Here is a 17,460-nt window from a genome sequence, read left to right as displayed (position 1 = left end):
CGATGGTGGTGTTATATCATTTTCCTTAAATTTAATTACCCGCCGCATAACGCTTAGTAACGGAGTTCTTATATCGCCCGGAACATCCTTTATGCCGGGCCGCGGAGTGTCGCAGGATAAACGATATCCGTTACGGTTGTTTCCAGCGCCGGCGCACCTTTTTCATGGTGGAACACGAGGCGCCGAATGGGAGGCAAAGATGCTGAAGCTTTTCGTTGACAGCCTGTCCCCATCGCCGATCCCTGAGCCGGCCGCCCGATGCCGGCGGATGCCGCGGCCGGTGGATGTAAGGTTAAAGCCGCTTGTGAGCATCACATTGTACCTCCGGTAAAAGTACGGTTATTGCTGTGCTTATAATCAATTATAATTGGCTATTTGTCCATCCAAATGCAAAGCCAAAAATGTCGTTCAGCCCACAAATTTATCAAAAGAAGGCTAGTGGTTTTGATGATTTTAAGCTGAAATTTGCCGTTAAATGATATCCGCGCTGATTGAAACCGCATTTTATTGGTTTAAAGATTTACATAACTTATTGATAAATAATAATATATAAAAAATATATCAAACAAAATTTTTTTTACCATGTACGCAGCAATATGAGACGACTTTCTAAGATATATTTATTAGCCAATCCATAATTGGTTAGACCAGATGCCAATAATATCGTTTTATGGGCGAGGCGAGAGGTGATGTCTCGCCTTGATGTGACATCGCCGGAAGCGCCAGACAGGGCTGACGCAAGAGAATTTTATGCGCTCGCCATACTGACCCCCGGTAGCGGGACGGGACGACATCCGGCCCGAATCCCGGGGTTCCAGCGAGCCGTTACGGTTGTATTTAGGTAACGAACTCGTTAATAAACGTGATTTTGATCACAAATCCAGCATAAGCGAAGAAATATTTTACTTTCATATATAAAAGTCGACATCGCTATACCGCGGCTTAACCGATTGAATATGAGAAAATTCATTGGCACGCCAAACCACAATCATCCTCTTCGCTTTTATATATAAAAGTTCGATATACGCCCATTCCGTAAAATGCCATTTTTATCGCAAAAACGAAAAATAGAGCGGCGCCGCCCCCACGTTGACTTGATCGGGAAGCCACCTAGAATCCGTCATTATGTCAACACATTGAACCTGCGATGACGGGTCGGGCCGCGACAAAGGCCGGTCACCATCGGCCTACAACGGCGGGCCGCCATTGCGCAAAATAGAGTGCCTAAACAATGACAAACAAAAGACGAAGCCAGGAATGGTTTGGCCGGACGGATAAATCAGGTTTTATCGCCCGCAGCTGGTTGAAAAACCAAGGCTTGCCCAATGATGTTTTTGACGGCCGGCCGGTTATCGGCATCTGTAATACGTGGTCGGAGCTCACGCCATGTAATGCGCATTTGCGCGATCTGGCCGACCAGGTAAAACAGGGCGTGCTGGAAGCCGGCGGCATCGCATTCGAATTCCCGGTGATGTCGCTGGGCGAAGCGCTCATGAAGCCCACCACCATGCTATTTCGCAACCTTGCCAGCATGGACGTGGAAGAATCGATTCGCGCCAATCCCATGGACGGGGTCGTGCTGCTGGTCAATTGCGACAAAACCACGCCTGCCTGCCTGATGGGCGCCGCCAGCGTCGATTTGCCCACCATCGTGGTCAGCGGCGGCCCGATGCTTAACGGCAAACACCACGGCAAAGATCTGGGTTCCGGCACCGATCTGTGGAAATTCAGCGAAGATTTGCGCGCGCAAAAAATCACCCAGGAGGAGTTTGATCAGGCGGAAAACAGCATGTCCCGCAGTCCCGGCGCCTGCAACACCATGGGCACCGCGTCTACCCTCTCCTGCATGGTGGAGGCCCTGGGCCTGACGCTGCCGGGGGGAGCGGCCATTCCGGCGGTGGATGCCAACCGCCGGCGCCTGTCGCGCCTCGCCGGCCGGCGCATTGTGGCCATGGTCGACCAAGACCAGCGGCTATCGCAGATCCTGACGCGGCAGGCATTTGAAAACGCCATCGTGGTCAACGCGGCGATCGGCGGCTCAACCAATTTTATCCTGCACCTGCTGGCGATTGCCGGACGGCTGGGTGTGGAGTTGACGCTGGATGACTTTGATCGCCTCAGCCAAAAAGTGCCGCTGCTGGCTAACCTGAAACCCTCGGGCGACTACCTGATGGAAGATTTTTATTACGCCGGCGGCATACCGGCGGTCATCGGCCAGTTGGCGCATCGGCTGCACGGCGGGGTTATACAAGCCAACGGCCTATGCCTTGAGGATAACTACCGTGGCGGCCGCAGCTATAACACTGCGGTGATCGCCGATGCCGCCACTCCGGTGCAAGAAGACGCCGGCACCGTGGTACTGCGGGGAAACCTCGCGCCTGACGGCGCAATAATCAAGCCCTCCGCCGCGTCGCCTGAACTGCTGTGCCACACCGGACGGGCGTTCGTATTCGAGAATATCGAACACTACAATGCGGTGATTAACGATTTGACCCTGCCGGTGGAAAAAGACGACATCCTGGTGATGAAAGGCGCCGGGCCGCGCGGCTATCCGGGAATGCCCGAGGTAGGCAATTTCGGTTTGCCGAAAAAGCTTTTGCTGGCGGGGGTGCGGGATATGGTGCGCATCTCAGACGGGCGCATGTCAGGCACCGCTTTCGGCACTATCGTCCTGCACGTCAGCCCGGAATCGGAGATTGGCGGCACGCTGGCCCTGGTGCAGACCGGCGATGTCATCGAACTGAACACCCAGGAAAAAATCCTGCGTTTGCGCGTGTCCGAGGATGAGCTGGCCCGGCGCCGGCAGAGTTGGGCGCCGACGCTGCCGGCCATTACGCGCGGCTATGCCAGTTTATATATCGCGACCGTGCAGCAGGCGCATCTCGGCGCCGATCTGGACTTCCTGGTAGGTCACTCCGGCGATCATATCGACCGGGAACCGCACCCCGAGTAGCGCCAGCACATTACACACTACGCCAGCCGCCTTGGCGGCGGCCATTTCAACCCTTGCACTTGATGATACATCGACCGGAGAGAATGATGAAAGACCATTGGCCTGATGATGCCGCCCTGTTTGCCCTGGCGCGTGAAAAATTATTCGTGGCGTTGGTGGGCGATATCCTGGATACCATGGGTTTGCAGCACCAGTATTTACATCCGCACTTGAAACCCGTCGATCCCGCCGCGGTGATCCTCGGTCGCGCCATGCCGGTACTGGAAGCGGATTTTTTCGATACGCAATATGAGGGTCATAATCCCCTGAGCGCCCAGCCATTCGGCCTGATGTTCCAGGCCCTGGACGACCTGCAAAAGGACGAGGTCTACATCTGCGCCGGCGGTTCCCATCGCTACGCCCAATTTGGCGGATTAATGGCGACCCGCGCCCTTTATTGCGGCGCCGCGGGCGCAGTCGTTCACGGTTTTCACCGCGATACCAACGAAATTCTGAAATTACGGTTTCCGGTAGCGTCTTTCGGCAGCTATGCGCAGGATCAAGGGCCGCGCGGCAAAGTGGTGGACTGGCGGGTGCCGATTGAATTGGACGGCATCAAAGTGATGCCCGGCGACGTCATTTACGGTGACCGCGACGGCGTACTGGTGGTGCCTGCCGCCGCAGTGGACGATGCGTTCCATGGCGCATTCGAGAAAGCCAAAGGTGAAAATAACGTACTGGAGGCGTTACGGCAAGGTATGCGCACCACCGATGCATTTGAGAAATTCGGCATTATGTAGCCGCCGCTTACCGCCGTAAGCGTATCCTTCTGCGAGACAATAAGCGGTTCGCTGGGTTGCCTTCACGTTTTATTGCCTGGAGTCTGAAAAATGGAAAGTCATATCCACCTCGAAGAAAAGGCGCTGATGAAAAAAATAAGCGTCAAAATTATCCCTCTAATGTTATTGATGTATATTATTGCTTATATCGACCGACAGAATATCGGTTTTGCCAAATTACATATGGTTGATAGCCTGGGTTTAAGCGAAACCGCCTTTGGCCTGGGCGCATCGCTATTTTTTATCGGTTATTTGTTTTTTGAAATTCCAAGCAATATCTTTTTGCATAAAATAGGCCCACGTATTTGGTTTGCCCGCATCATGATCACGTGGGGTATCATTACCATCCTGTTGGCTTTTACCACCAACGCCACCATGTTTTATATTTTACGGTTTTTAATCGGTGCGGCCGAGGCAGGACTGTACCCCGGTTTGCTTTATTATATGACCCGCTGGTTCCCGCTTGAATATCGGCCCAAAGTCGTCAGCTATCTCATTATGGCCAGCCTGTTTGCCAATCTGGTCGGCGCCCCGCTCAACGGGATGTTGCTCAGCATGCACGGCGTACTGGGGCTTGACGGCTGGCAGTGGATTTTTATCGGCACCGGCGTGCCGGCTGTGCTATTGATTATTCCGGTCGTGATGTTTTTAGCCGAAACCCCTGAAAAAGCCGGCTTCCTGGACGAGGGGGAAAAACGCTGGCTGGTCAACCGTCTCGACATTGAACGCGAGGCCCATCAGGATCATCGCATAACCGGCGTATTGCAGACGCTGATCGATCGCCGCGTCCTGCTACTGGCGCTGGTGCTCGGGTTTATTTCTTTTGGCGCCTACGGCTTGAGTTATTGGATGCCGACCATTGTTAAAGGGTTCGGCGTATCCGACTTGCACAATGGCTTTATTAATATGCTGCCCTGGCTGATGTCGATTCTGCTGCTGTGGTGGCTGACCGCGAAACCGGGACGCACCGCCAGCCCGGTGCTCAACATTGCGCTGCCGATGTTCGTCGCGGCGGTGTTCCTGGTGGCCAGCGCCTGGTTTATCAACACGCCCGTCCTGAGTTTTTTCTCGATTATCCTGGTGATAATGGCGATATTTTCCATCCAGCCGTGCTTTTGGAACCTGACGCGTTTTCTGAGCGGCGGCGCCGCGGCAGCCGGGCTGGCCGCCATCAATTCCCTGGCCAACCTGGGCGGTTTTTTTGCGCAGAATACGGTGCCCGCGATCCGTGACATGACCGGCAGCAGCAGCGCGCCGATGTATTACCTCGGCGCTTGCATGGCCGTCGGCGGCGTGGTCACCTTGCTGGTCATCCGCTATCTGCGCCGCAGCGAAACGCCGCAAAAATCCACGGGACGCGCTGATATCATCCCGCGCTAGGCGCGGTTCCCTACTGCTGCTACTCCGGCTCATCGCGAATAGCAGCAGTTATTTTTGACAGCGCCAGCGGGGTTACCTAAGGTAGTGTCTACCTTTTGCGCGTGATAACCGTAAGCCGCCATGAATACGCCCAGCCAGGAATATAAAGCGCCGGCCCTAAGCCGCGGGCTAAAAATCATCGAACACTTCGCCAAAGCCGGGGCGCCGAAAAGCATGGGGCAATTGGTGGCTGAACTGGGGTTGTCGTTCAATCAAATTTATCGCATTGTGCATTGCCTGTCGGCAGAGGGCTATCTGTATCAAGATGCCGCCCGGCTTTACCATCTGACCGATAAGGTGCAAGTCAAATACACCGTCAGTCCAATCCAGCAATTCGCCCTTTCTCCGCCGTGCCAGCGCCTGATGGCCGATTTCGCCTGGCAAACCAATCAGCCCTGCCACCTAGCCTCGTTGAAGGAAGATGATTTTGTGGTGCTGGCGCATGCCTATCCTGAATTCTCCGCCGCCATCGGCGCCCGCGCAGGTTCTACCCTAAATGCGGTCAAATCCAGCTCGGCGCTGTTGTTCCTGGCAATGGCTTCCGACCAGGCCGCCCTACGGCTTATACGTCATTACCCGCTGGGCCCGGAACTGCGAGCCAACCTTCATCGACAGTTAACGCAAATCGGCGAGCAAGGATTTTCCGAGATCAAACACGACCGGATAATCGGTCTTACATCGGTCTCATTTCCCGTCCTGGGCCATGACGACCGGGCCGAGGCGGTGATAACCTGTCCCTATTTTGATCATGTGCCCGGTGATTATGATGAACTTAAAAAAAGCTTGCGCGAACTGTCCCTGGCGCTGACCCACGCTTATCGCCGATAGACAGCGCCAGGGCTATGATCCTCACTAGCGATTGGCCGTAACTGCGGGATATTTGCGCTTAAAGCCGATGGTTACGGTGCCGGTATCGCCCTGCGCCACTTGGCGGGCGGTGAACGCGGCGCTATGGGCGCGCCTGCGCCTCGATAAAAAATGCCCTGCCGGCCGCCGTAAACGCCACCGTTCGGATTGTACGATCAAACCAGCGGATACCGAGCTGATGCTCAAGCAACGGAATCTGTCGGCTAAGGGGAGGCGGCGTCATATTCAATCGCACGGCGGCACGGGAAAAACGTCTCTCCGTTGCCACCGCCAGAAAACCGCGCAATTGTCCAAGTTCAAAAATTTATGCAATTCCTGTATTAATCTATGCTCTGATTGGATTAGACAGTATGAGTCAGCGCGTCCAAGATAACACCGGGTCGTCAATAAAATCAGATTTAAGGCAATAAAACGATAACTGGAAAATTTGTGACCTATATTCATTTTTTAGAACGCTCTTACTTTTATTTAATTATAAATATCACTCTTAAGGTGATGAAATATAAAAAATAATATTCATGGAATCTCGTCTTATTCAATGGATATATCCTGTACCCGCTCCGAGGAACGACTATGACCACTGCCATACCACCCGATCAGATAAAGCGAACAAATACACGATTTATAATTTTATCATTCATCTTTCTGGCCACGGTATTCAACTATGTAGACCGGGCGACCCTTTCTATTGCCGCACCTTTTATGAGCAAGGAGCTGGGATTTGACGCCGTCACAATGGGATGGGCATTCTCCGCGTTCGGCTGGGCTTATGTCGCCATGCAATTACCGGGAGGCTGGCTGCTGGATAAATATGGCTCCCGTCTGGTCTATGGGGTTGGCCTGATTGTCTGGTCTTTGTTAACTTTTTTACAGGGCTACGTGCACCTCTTTTCAAACGCATTTCTTATCCTGTTCGGGCTGCGTTTTTTAATGGGCATGGTAGAAGCACCGGCGTTTCCCGCCAACAGCCGGCTCAGCGTGCAGTGGTTCCCGAATAAGGAGCGCGGTTTTGCTACCGCGGTCTATTCCGCGGCGCAGTATATTGCGCTCGGTATATTTACCCCAATTATGACATTTATCCTGCAACAATGGAGCTGGCATTATGTTTTCCACTGGGCCGGCGGCGTGGGTATTATTTTAGGGGCGTTTTGGCTATGGTATGTGCGCGATCCCCGTCATCATAAGCGAGTGAACCGCGCCGAATATGACTACATCAAGGACGGGGGAGGCATCCCCGACCTCAGCTCCGATGACAAAAAAAACCCTATTACCGCCAGGCAGCTTAAGTACCTGGTATGCAATCGTATGATGGCCGGCGTTTACCTGGGGCAATTTTGTTTAACATCCATCACCTGGTTTTTCCTCACCTGGTTTCCCACCTATCTTTATCAGGCCAGGGGAATGTCGATTCTCAAGGTGGGCATGGTGGCATCGATTCCCGCCATCGCCGGGTTTATCGGGGGTTTGGTTGGCGGCGTGTTTTCCGATTATTTATTGCGAAAAGGTTTTAGCTTAACCGTGGCGAGGAAAACCCCCATCATGGCCGGCATGATTTTATCGAGTACGATTATTCTGGCGAATTATGTTCAGTCCGATGTTGCTATTGTCATTGTGATGAGCGTCGCCTTTTTCTCCAAAGGATTCGGCAATATCGGCTGGTGCATTCTCAGCGATACTTCGCCGAAAGAAGTGCTTGGTATCGCGGGGGGCGTATTTAATTTCTTCGGCAATATCGCCAGTATTATCACGCCCCTGTGTATCGGTTTTATTCTGTCCCGTACCGGTTCTTTTAATCTGGCCATCCTGTATGTAGGGATGATGGGTATTGTGGGGGCGATCTCTTATCTCTTTATCGTGGGTCCGCTAAAACGCCTGGATTTTGCGGCCCAGTCTTGATACATCAATTTAATCCAGATAACGTCCATTGCCGGCGGATTAACTGACGTTCTTTCGCCCGCTATTACATTTTACAGTTGGAAAGATAAATGATGACAAATCAATCTCAAGGTGGCGCCGGCATGCTGTCGGACCGGATACGTCATTTTAAAATTTTTCCAGTAAATGTGCCGTTAACGTAAGCGTAAGCCCAGCCTTGCAACTACCCACATCTCCCGGTGGCCGATATGCACGCATCGTTCCGGACATTGCAGTAATACCGTTGACTGCCGCAAATTCTCAAGCCAGCGATAGCTTTCTTTTTCCTCAATGGAAACGCGGGTGGGATTAATTTTCCTTTTGAGTGCATTGGTGCCTTTGAATTTTTTCCGGGTCCAGAATTTCACCGCAGTCAGGCCGAGCGGGAACCCGGATGTCGTTACGGCCAGATGCACCTGGTAGTCGGCGGCGTGTGCATATCGTTCGTGCGACGTGGCAGGACGCGCTGGTCTTTTTGCTCATTCCTTTCTATCAGGAAACAGACATCCGCCATTGCGGACCAGCGCCTTCACCTCTTCACTCACCTGCATGGGGCTTTGGCTTAATCGGGCAACAAACTCCTTGCGGCGCCGCACGTACGACGTCGAATCGTGCTTCGCGCTCCAAAGGACTATGTTAAGCACGATGGGAATGAGGTCCAGGCCTCTCTCGGTCAAAATGTAGAAGTCCTTGCGCCTGTCGTCAGGGCTGGGCACCCTTGAGAGAATTCCCTGCTCCTCAAGAAAGGCAAGGCGGGAAGCAAGGACATTGGTCGCGATCCCCTCTTCCGATTTCAGGAACTCGCCATACGTCTTCTTGCCGGCAAAAATGATGTCGCGAATAATCAAGAGCGACCACCGGTCGCCGAAGATCTCCACGCCATAGTTCACTGCGCAGTGGGACCGAACTTCTTTACTCTTCGTTTTCATGGCGAGATCTTAGCATCGCTTGCATGCCGCAAGCAAACCCCGTTGATTACTTTTTTTTTGCAAGTAATATTACTTGCTTATTACAAGTGATATCACTACCCTGGCCTGTACGTTAAGCGCGGTCGTTGGATCGCGCCGGCAGTCCATGAATGTCCATCCCCATATCAGTAAGGACAATGTACATGAGCACTATCAGCATCATCGGATCAGGCGGCATGGCCGCGGCGATCGCGGGTCGTACCGTCAAGGCTGGACACACCGTCGAGGTGGTCAACCGCGACCCCGCCAAGGCGCGGGTGCTGGCCGACCAGCTTGCATCCGGAGCAACCACCGGGACATACGGCGCCGCGCCGGCGGGCGACATGGTCATCCTCGCCGTACCCTACGCCAGTGCGGCGGCGGTGCTGGCAGACTTTGGGGACGGGCTTGTCGGTAAGGTGATCATCGACATTACCAACCCGGTTGCCCCGGACCTCTCGCGCCTCGTAACCCCCCACGGCAGTTCAGGTGCGCAGGAGATCGCCAAGGACGCCCCTGCCGGCGCGCATGTCGTGAAGGCGTTCAACACCCTTTTCGGCCACGTTCTTGCTCGGGAGGGACGCCTCGACGCATTCATCGCAGCCGACGATGCGCAGACTAAAGCGCGCGTCTCGACCTTCATCGCGAGTCTCGGGCTGCGTCCGTTCGATATCGGCGGCCTGCACATGGCCCAGACGCTCGAAGCGCTCGGTTTGATGATGATCGGCCTGGCCAAAAACGGCGCCGGCACCTGGGACATCGCCTTGAACGTCGCTATCGGTTGAATCACCAGCGCTACGACCTCACCGGCAGGTCCACAATGCCACTGGGAGCAAGCCGGTGGGCATTTCCTGTCCTCACCACGCGGTCTGTTCGATGGCCTCAGGGCTGACGCCGTCGAGATGGCTGAGTAGATGGGTCCGGCTGTAGAACACTACGCATAATCGAAGGAAAAGGTGGTCATTTGGGTGGTCTTGAAAGGAAAATTAGAACCCCGACATCCCTGCTGAATAAGCGTCAATATGGCCCTGGGCGCTGGGCGCACGCTTGCCAACACCGCAATTATAGGTCGGTTGCAGAGTTACCCCTGCCAGTCCAGGTAACTCTGCCGTACCGGCGTCCATGTTAAAAGACTAATTAAACGCGGAATATCAGCCCTGCGGATCGGTCTTATTTCCTTTCATTAAAATAGAGCGCCGGCGTGCAACCGACAGACTTCTTAAACATGGTTATGAAGGCATTGACGGATTCATATCCTAATTCATTAGCCACATTTTGCACAGGCATACCGCTGGCAAGCCCTCGTAAAGCAATAATTAAATGGAACTGCTGGCGCCAACGGCCAAATGAAAGACCTGTCTCGCGTACCATCAGCCGTGCAAGAGATCGTTCACTTAATGCCAGTCGTTTTGCCCATTCATTCAATGTACTTCGGTCTTCTGGATGGCTTACCAGCGCATCGGCCATCATGCGTATTTTGGGATTGGCAGAGACTGGCAGATTAAAATTCTGCTGTGGCATATTAACCAATTCATCAAGCGTGACCCGGGCCAGCCTTGCTGCATGGCTGTCGAGTGGATAATCACTATTTTCGTTAACTAAACGGCCTATTAATTCGCGAATCAGCGGAGAAACAGCAAATGTGCAACATTGTTCCGGGAGTGGGGCTGCCCCAGGCTCAACGAATAAATAGGTGAGATGCGCATTCCAGGTCGCTCTCGCGCTATGAGGAGTTCCGCTAGGTATCCATACGCCGCAGTGAGGCGGCACAATCCATATGTCATTTTCAGCCCGACAGGTCACCGCACCATAAAGGGCAAGAATTAACTGTCCCTTTCGATGCGTATGAATGGGCACTTCCGCTTCGTACCCGGTGAAATCAAGGTGACGCGCGACCGCCGCACAGCATGTGGAGTCAGGATCAAATACAGAAATGGCATAACGGGAATTTAACATGTTGGCATGATTTAGGTATTTTTTGGCAGCATATAGTATTTAAACGTTTTTGTAATCCGACAATAATGGCCCGCATGAGCAAATTATCCTTCCGCTACCACTGTTTGTCACGGACTACAACTCGCATGTTCAACACTGTCCGCGGGGCATTCGCCTCATCCAGCCTCCTGAACGATGTCAATGCGTTGTTATATTCAGCCAAGAGCTTTGCGGCGGCGATGCTGGCTTATTACATCGCACTCGCTATCGGCCTGGAAAGACCTTCCTGGTCAATTATCACCGTCTATATCGTTTCGCAGACGTCTGTGGGCGCTTCTCTCAGCCGGAGTGTTTATCGCCTGACCGGAACGATAATCGGAGCGGTAATGACCGTGGTGATTGTGCCCAATTTTGCCAATACCCCGATTATTTGCAGTATGGTACTAACCGGCTGGATAACAGTTTGTCTATATTTATCGCTGCTCGATCGCACCCCCCGCGCTTATGCCTTTGTATTGGCAGGCTACACTGCGAGTCTGATTGGTTTTCCGGCCGTATTCGATCCCGGCGCGATTTTTGATACCGCTATCACTCGGGTGCAGGAGATCATCATCGGGATACTGTGCGCCAGCCTTATCCATCGATATGTCATACCAAAGCGCATAGCCGGTCTTTTCAACGGCAAGCTCTCGGCAACGCTGTGTTATGCCCGGCAGATGGTCGCTGAAACGCTAAAGGGGAAGCCCAGCGAGCAAGGGAAGCAGCTTCAACTTGCGCTGGCGTTGCAGTCCCTTGAGGGAGTTGGCCACCATTTGCCTTATGACTTCGCTATATCAAAATCATCGCGTAAAGCACGTCAATTAATCCATGACAGATTGTCGCGGCTTTTGGTCGTGAGCAGCCAATTGCATGATTACCTGCAGGTATTAAAAGCCTTACATGAAAACATTGTAACGCTGGTGAATGAAATCATACTCTGGCTCGCCTGCGAGGATTCGACTGAACGTAAATCCAGTGCCGAAGCGCTGCTGCTACGTTGCGTGAAGTCGCAACAGCTATCATCGGCCAAAGCGTTAAACTTTAATGAAGAGCTGCAAGTTAATTTTATCAAACAGTTGCAAGAGATGATCATGCTGTTGCAGCAATGTGAACAGCTTTCTCACGCAATCCTTTCCGCAAAACCCGTGCAGATGCTTAAGGAGGTCAAAGATGTAAAAGGTTATGTTTTCCATCGCGATCATTTTACCGCTGCACGCGCTGCGCTGGGGGCGTTTGCAATAATCTTCGGCGGCTGCCTGCTATGGATTTACTCCGCTTGGCCCGATGGCGCCACGGCGGTATCGATTCTCGGAGTCTGCTGCACATTGTTTGGCAGTTTCGACACCCCGGCCCCCCACATCGTTAAATATATTGTTGGCTCAGTCTATGGGGTCATTCTCAGCCTGCTCTACAGCTTTGCCCTACTCCCCGAAGTTACGGAGTTTAATGTTCTGGTTGCGGCACTTGCTCCGGCATATTTGCTGGCCGGTTCTCTGCAGGCCAGGCCTCCCACGACCTTTATGGCCATGGGCATCACTTTAACGCTGCCCATTTTGTCTGAGTTAGGGGCTCGATACAGCGGTGATTTCGCCGCTGCAGTGAACACCGCGGTCGCATTATTCGCCGCAACCGGCTTTGCAGTGGTCAGTATGGGCCTGCTCCAGACCGTGCAGGCGGATTCTGCTATCAATCGTCTGCTGCACAGATGTCGCCGCGATATCAGACACCGCGCGATGGGCCTCTCATCCAATAATGATGTGCGCTGGACGAATCTGATGATAGATCGAACCGCATTGCTGCTGCCCCGACTGCAACGTAGCAGCCAGCCGGCGGAGCTTGTTCTTGATAACATGCTGAATTACCTGAATATCGGCCTCGCCGTCACTCATTTAAGACGCTTACTGGATCAACTGGAGGGGGAAACGGCGTTACGGGTTAATGATGTACTCCGCCTGCTGGCCCGCGGTGCGCAGACCAGTGAGCTACAGAAACGTATCGAAACAATACTCGCCGTTAGCCCTCCTGCTACGCATGAACCATCGCGCGCTCTTATTGAGCGTCTTATTGACCTGCACTGCGCGTTAAAAGAGCGGGATAAGGAACAGACACATGATTGCTGACGTTAATATTGGTGGGGTCTTTTTGCCTGGTCTATTGGTAATGGCGTTCGTGGCATTTTTCTGCACGATTTTAGCGATCCCTCTTCTGGCTTTAAGCAAGGTCTATCAACGCTCGCCCTGTCGGCCGCTGGTTGATTTCGCCATTTTTATAGTTATCTTTGCCTTGTTAATGCAGGGCCTGAACGCGCCGGGATTATTAGCATGAAGCCATTTTTTTCTCTGTTAGGCCGCTATGCGTTTACGCTAAGCGCAGTCATTGCGGCAACCATTATTGCATTCATGATGTGGAAGCATTATGCACAGACCCCCTGGACTCGTGACGGTCGCGTACGGGCTGATGTGGTGCAGATTGCGCCAGATGTTTCCGGACCGGTAAGCGGCGTAGCGGTGAGCGACAATCAGTGGGTAAATCGCGGAGATATACTTTACTCGATCGATCCACAATGGTTGAAACTGGCGGTGACCAGCGCGCAGGCTCAGGTTGAAGCAAAACGACATGAAATGCTAATGCGTCAAGATGCCGCCAGGCGACGTAGCCAGATTAGCGGGGCTGTATCTAAAGAAGATATACAACAAACAGGCAGTGCGGCGAGCATTGCGATGGCGGATTACCAGGGGGCATTGGCCGCGCTGGACCTGGCAATGCTCAATCTTTCCCACGCCACAATTCGTGCGCCCGTAGACGGCTATGTCACTCATCTCAGACTTCGTCCAGGGGACTATGCTACCGCAGGGGTGACAAAAGTTGCGGTTATTGATGCTAACAGTTTCTGGGTTGTTGGCTATTTTGAGGAAACGAAAATGCGGCATATCCATGTCGGCAGCTCCGCCCAGATCGTGCTAATGGGGTATGAACCCACGCTTGCAGGCCATGTGGAAAGTATCGGTCGCGGGATAGATGATAGCAATGACGCTCCCGGCGGCCTGGGCCTCCCCGATGTAGAGGCCACGTTTAGCTGGGTGCGACTTGCCCAGCGTATTCCGATACGCATCCATATTGATAATCTGCCCGGAGGGATCGAGCTAGTGGCAGGCATGACCGCCAGTGTCGCCATCAGCTCGCCGAGCAGAGCCGACAAGTAGCCATCGGGTTGTGGCCTATGTCGGAGCGGATAACGGCTAAACTGGCCTGCGACGCACTTAAAATGGCGTTACATAAAAAAAACCTTGTGAGACCATTGCGCACACTGGCGAGGCGGCCGGCATTGCTAACAAGATTACGGTAATATATTGAAAGAAAGCTTCAGTCTTGATGCCTTTGGCCAGTTCTGTAACAAGTCCCTGAAGCTTCTTCCCGTCCATAATTTACTTGTCTCCGTTGTTCGGATAACGATATCAAAAACAGGCAATTACACAATTTAATTTACAGGCTTGTCCCTGCGCCCAGGAATTTATCAACTTTATCGTACGGCAGGCGCCGGATTTCCAGCCGCGATAATTTACCCCGAATGTACCCGATGACGCCCCCCTGCCGATATCCATCACATGCGCGACTGCCGCACCAGTACCGATAATGGATATCACGCAGGCGATTACCGGCGCGTCAGTCTCAGTCCGTTCGCCACCACCAGCAGGCTGGCCCCCATGTCGGCAAAGACCGCCATCCACATGGTGGCCATGCCCAGCATGGCCAATGCCAGAAAGACGGCCTTGATACCCAAAGCCAGCGCGATATTTTGCACCAGCACCGTTCGGGTCGCACGCGACAGACGAACGAAACGCACGATCTTATTCAGATCGTCATCCATCAGCGCCACGTCGGCGGTTTCAATGGCGGTATCAGTCCCCGCCGCGCCCATGGCGAAACCGATGTCGGCCCTCGCAAGGGCGGGCGCATCGTTAATGCCGTCGCCAACCATACCCACCTTGCCGCGCCGCGCGTACTCCGCCACCGCCCGCAGCTTATCTTCCGGCAGTTGATCGCCCAGGACGTCATCGATGCCGATCTGGCCGGCGATGGCGCGGGCGGTATGGATATTGTCGCCGGTGAGCATCACGGTCTTGATGCCCAGCTCATGCAACTCCCCGATGGCGGCACGGCTGCTGTCCTTGACGGTATCCGCCACCGCGAACAACGCCAGCACGCGCTCGCCGTCGCTGAGCAAAACCACGGTCTTGCCCTGCCCCTCCAATTCACCGAGCCGCGCCTCCAGATCGGCAGAGCAAACCCCGAGTTCATGAATTAGCCGATGATTACCGAACTGGTACTTAACCCCGTCCACGGTGCCGCGCACCCCGCGGCCCGGCAGGGCGCTAAATTCCGTTACCTCCGGCAGCGCATCGTCCTCTTGCCGTCCCGCCGCTACGGCGCGTGAAACCGGATGATCCGAACGGGCGGCGATGCCTGCGGCGATACGCACCGGGTCCAGCCCTGCATCCTGCGCCAATACCACCGTATCGGTTAACGCCGGTTTGCCATGGGTAATGGTGCCGGTCTTGTCCAGCGCCAGCCAGGCGAGCTTGTGGCCTTCCTCCAGATAGGCGCCGCCCTTGATCAGAATGCCATGCCGGGCGGCAGCGCCCAGGCCGCTGACGATGGTTACCGGCGTCGAAATCACCAGGGCGCACGGGCAGGCGATAACCAGCATCACCAGCGCCCGGTACGTCCATTCGTACCAGCCGCCGCCAAAAAACAGCGGCGCCAGTACGGCGATGGCCAGGGCGAGGACAAACACCGCCGGGGTATAAATTCTGGCGAACCGGTCGATAAACCGCGCGGTGGGCGCGCGCGCGCCCTGCGCTTCCTCGACCGCGTGGATAATGCGCGCCAGCGTCGAATTCGTGGCGGCGGCCGTGACCCGGAATTCAAACGCGCCCGCCCCGTTAATCGTGCCGGCAAATACCGTATCGCCGGCGGTTTTCTCGACCGGCAGGCTCTCGCCGGTAATCGGCGCCTGGTCCACGCTGGATTGGCCGTCGGTGATAACCCCGTCGAGGGCGATGCGTTCGCCGGGTTTTACCCGCACGATCCGTCCCGGCTCAATGTCCCCGGCGGATATGTCGGCCCAGCCGCCGTCCGGCAGCCGCACCGTCGCCAGTTCCGGCGTAAGCTGCACCAGCCCGCGGATAGCGTTGCGCGCCCGGTCGAGCGACTTCGCCTCGATAAGTTCCGCCAGGGTGAACAGCACCATCACCATCGCCGCTTCGGGCCATTGGCCGATAAGCAGCGCCCCGGTAACGGCAATGCTCATCAAGGCATTGATATTGAGATTGCCATGGCGCAGCGCAATCCAACCTTTTTTGTAGGTGCCCAGGCCCCCGATGGCAATTGCCGCCAGCGCCAGCACAGCGCCGATCCACGCCGGCCATCCCGCCCAGTGGACCACCTCCGCGCCCAGCGCCGCCGCACCCGCCAGCGCCAGCGGCCACCAGGGCTTGGCGTCAGGCTCAGGTGCGGCCTGGGCGGCGCCCGTCTTTGAATCCGCCACCGGCCGGCTATCCATGCCCAACTCCCGGATAGCAGTTTCTATGGCGGGCAGTGCGCCTTCGTCGTGTGCGACGGTCAGCACCCGTCCCATCAGATTGAACTCCATACCCTGTACCGCGGGCATCCCGCCCAGCTTCTTGCGGATCATCCCTTCCTCGGTGGGGCAATCCATCTGATCAATATACAACCGGCTTAACCGGCCGCCTGCGGGAAGGCCGGCTGCGCCAAGAGCGGCAGCGCCCGGCCCTATAGGTGGCGCCGCATCCGCCGTGCAGCAAGGTGGCCGCGGGCTCCGGCCATCCCGATCGGCCGGCTTTTCCGGCCCCGGGGCGTCGGCATGACAGCAGTCTGGCGGCGTGGTAATAGGGGTTATGCGCTGAATGTCCATGTCGTGCTCCTGATAATATTTTCTATAGCGTATTGCACACCCTGAAGCTACTATAGAGTCAACACATAAAGGAGGCCGGCATGAAAATCGGTGAAGTCGCGCAGCTTGCGCACTGCACGGTGGAAACCGTGCGTTTTTATGAAAAAGAGGGGCTGCTGCCCGTCCCTGTGCGCACTGCGGCCAACTACCGCAGCTATACGCCAACGCATGTGGAGCGCCTGCGGTTTATCCGCAACTGCCGCGTGCTGAATATGACCCATGGGGAAATTCGTTTGCTGCTGAGCCTGGTGGATCAGCCCGACACCGGATGCGGCGCGGTTAACCATTTGCTTGAGGAGCATATCGACCATGTTGAGGTGCGCATCAAGGAGCTGACCCAGCTTAAGGACCAACTCACCGACTTGCGTAGGCGTTGCCAGCGGGAACAGCGGGTGGACGCCTGCGGCATCGTGCAGGGCATCGTATCGATGGACGCCGGGTCCGCCCAGGAAAGGCATACCCATTTAGGTTAGCCACCCCGTTATTGCTTTTCCGGATAGTCCCGGCAAAAACGCGCCGGCGATCGCAGCCGCGCTGGCGTGGCGACGGATGCCCTTAGTCACGCGCTGACGCGCCGCAGCCATCAGACCCGGC

Annotated in this window: 14 protein-coding genes; 10 read left to right on the top strand and 4 right to left on the bottom strand. The window is 54.9% G+C overall.

The features are described 5' to 3' along the window. Positions 1-1,231 precede the first annotated feature (1,231 nt). From ACL2XP_RS08975 to ACL2XP_RS08960, 4 genes are all read left to right on the top strand, one after another. Positions 1,232-2,953: an IlvD/Edd family dehydratase gene (locus ACL2XP_RS08975; RefSeq protein ID WP_413738413.1), complete on the top strand. Its 1,722-nt coding sequence runs from the start codon at positions 1,232-1,234 to the stop codon at positions 2,951-2,953. A gap of 83 nt (positions 2,954-3,036) precedes the next feature. After that, positions 3,037-3,732 carry an RraA family protein gene (locus ACL2XP_RS08970; protein WP_413738412.1) on the top strand — a complete coding sequence of 232 codons (696 nt, stop codon included), beginning with the start codon at positions 3,037-3,039 and terminating at the stop codon, positions 3,730-3,732. Positions 3,733-3,822: 90 nt separating this feature from the next. Then, entirely contained in the window at positions 3,823-5,151 is a 1,329-nt protein-coding gene (locus ACL2XP_RS08965; RefSeq protein ID WP_413738411.1) for an MFS transporter, read from the top strand. 120 nt (positions 5,152-5,271) lie between these two features. Continuing rightward, complete coding sequence (locus ACL2XP_RS08960) at positions 5,272-6,018, top strand: IclR family transcriptional regulator (RefSeq protein ID WP_413738409.1); 747 nt, start codon at positions 5,272-5,274, stop codon at positions 6,016-6,018. Between the two features lie 121 nt (positions 6,019-6,139). Here ACL2XP_RS08960 and ACL2XP_RS08955 read toward each other — a convergent pair whose 3' ends face one another. Next, positions 6,140-6,292: a helix-turn-helix domain-containing protein gene (locus ACL2XP_RS08955; RefSeq protein WP_413739119.1), complete on the bottom strand. Its 153-nt coding sequence runs from the start codon at positions 6,290-6,292 to the stop codon at positions 6,140-6,142. Between the two features lie 338 nt (positions 6,293-6,630). Between ACL2XP_RS08955 and ACL2XP_RS08950 the strand changes: the two genes are divergently transcribed. After that, entirely contained in the window at positions 6,631-7,953 is a 1,323-nt protein-coding gene (locus ACL2XP_RS08950) for an MFS transporter (RefSeq protein WP_413738407.1), read from the top strand. A gap of 497 nt (positions 7,954-8,450) precedes the next feature. On the opposite strand, the gene ACL2XP_RS08945 is transcribed toward ACL2XP_RS08950, so the two are convergent. Continuing rightward, positions 8,451-8,900 (bottom strand): winged helix-turn-helix transcriptional regulator, encoded by a 450-nt coding sequence (locus ACL2XP_RS08945; RefSeq protein WP_413738405.1) that lies wholly within the window; start codon positions 8,898-8,900, stop codon positions 8,451-8,453. A gap of 182 nt (positions 8,901-9,082) precedes the next feature. Here ACL2XP_RS08945 and ACL2XP_RS08940 point away from each other — a divergent pair, with 182 nt between their 5' ends. Then, entirely contained in the window at positions 9,083-9,703 is a 621-nt protein-coding gene (locus ACL2XP_RS08940; RefSeq protein WP_413738403.1) for an NADPH-dependent F420 reductase, read from the top strand. Between the two features lie 385 nt (positions 9,704-10,088). On the opposite strand, the gene ACL2XP_RS08935 is transcribed toward ACL2XP_RS08940, so the two are convergent. Next, positions 10,089-10,874: an AraC family transcriptional regulator gene (locus ACL2XP_RS08935; RefSeq protein WP_413738401.1), complete on the bottom strand. Its 786-nt coding sequence runs from the start codon at positions 10,872-10,874 to the stop codon at positions 10,089-10,091. Positions 10,875-10,999: 125 nt separating this feature from the next. Here ACL2XP_RS08935 and ACL2XP_RS08930 point away from each other — a divergent pair, with 125 nt between their 5' ends. Genes ACL2XP_RS08930 through ACL2XP_RS08920 form a run of 3 tightly spaced genes read left to right on the top strand, consistent with a single transcriptional unit; the run spans position 11,000 to position 14,095 of the window. Beyond that, on the top strand, positions 11,000-13,012 hold the full coding sequence (locus tag ACL2XP_RS08930) for an FUSC family protein (protein WP_413738399.1): 2,013 nt from the start codon (positions 11,000-11,002) through the stop codon (positions 13,010-13,012). Continuing rightward, positions 13,002-13,217, top strand: coding sequence for a DUF1656 domain-containing protein (locus ACL2XP_RS08925; RefSeq protein WP_413738397.1), 216 nt, complete (start codon positions 13,002-13,004; stop codon positions 13,215-13,217). Before ACL2XP_RS08930 ends, ACL2XP_RS08925 begins: the two co-directional genes overlap by 11 nt. Next, positions 13,214-14,095: a biotin/lipoyl-binding protein gene (locus ACL2XP_RS08920; RefSeq protein ID WP_413738395.1), complete on the top strand. Its 882-nt coding sequence runs from the start codon at positions 13,214-13,216 to the stop codon at positions 14,093-14,095. Before ACL2XP_RS08925 ends, ACL2XP_RS08920 begins: the two co-directional genes overlap by 4 nt. A gap of 449 nt (positions 14,096-14,544) precedes the next feature. On the opposite strand, the gene ACL2XP_RS08915 is transcribed toward ACL2XP_RS08920, so the two are convergent. Beyond that, complete coding sequence (locus ACL2XP_RS08915) at positions 14,545-16,827, bottom strand: heavy metal translocating P-type ATPase (RefSeq protein ID WP_413738393.1); 2,283 nt, start codon at positions 16,825-16,827, stop codon at positions 14,545-14,547. An 80-nt stretch (positions 16,828-16,907) separates the two neighbouring features. On the opposite strand from ACL2XP_RS08915, the gene cadR reads away from it, so the two are divergent. Beyond that, complete coding sequence (cadR, locus tag ACL2XP_RS08910) at positions 16,908-17,339, top strand: Cd(II)/Pb(II)-responsive transcriptional regulator (RefSeq protein ID WP_413738391.1); 432 nt, start codon at positions 16,908-16,910, stop codon at positions 17,337-17,339. The last annotated feature ends 121 nt before the right edge of the window (positions 17,340-17,460 follow it).

The organism is Sodalis sp. RH21 (genome assembly GCF_047324175.1).
In the GTDB taxonomy this organism is placed as follows: Bacteria; Pseudomonadota; Gammaproteobacteria; order Enterobacterales; family Enterobacteriaceae; genus Acerihabitans.
This window is presented reverse-complemented; position numbering and strand designations above follow the sequence as displayed.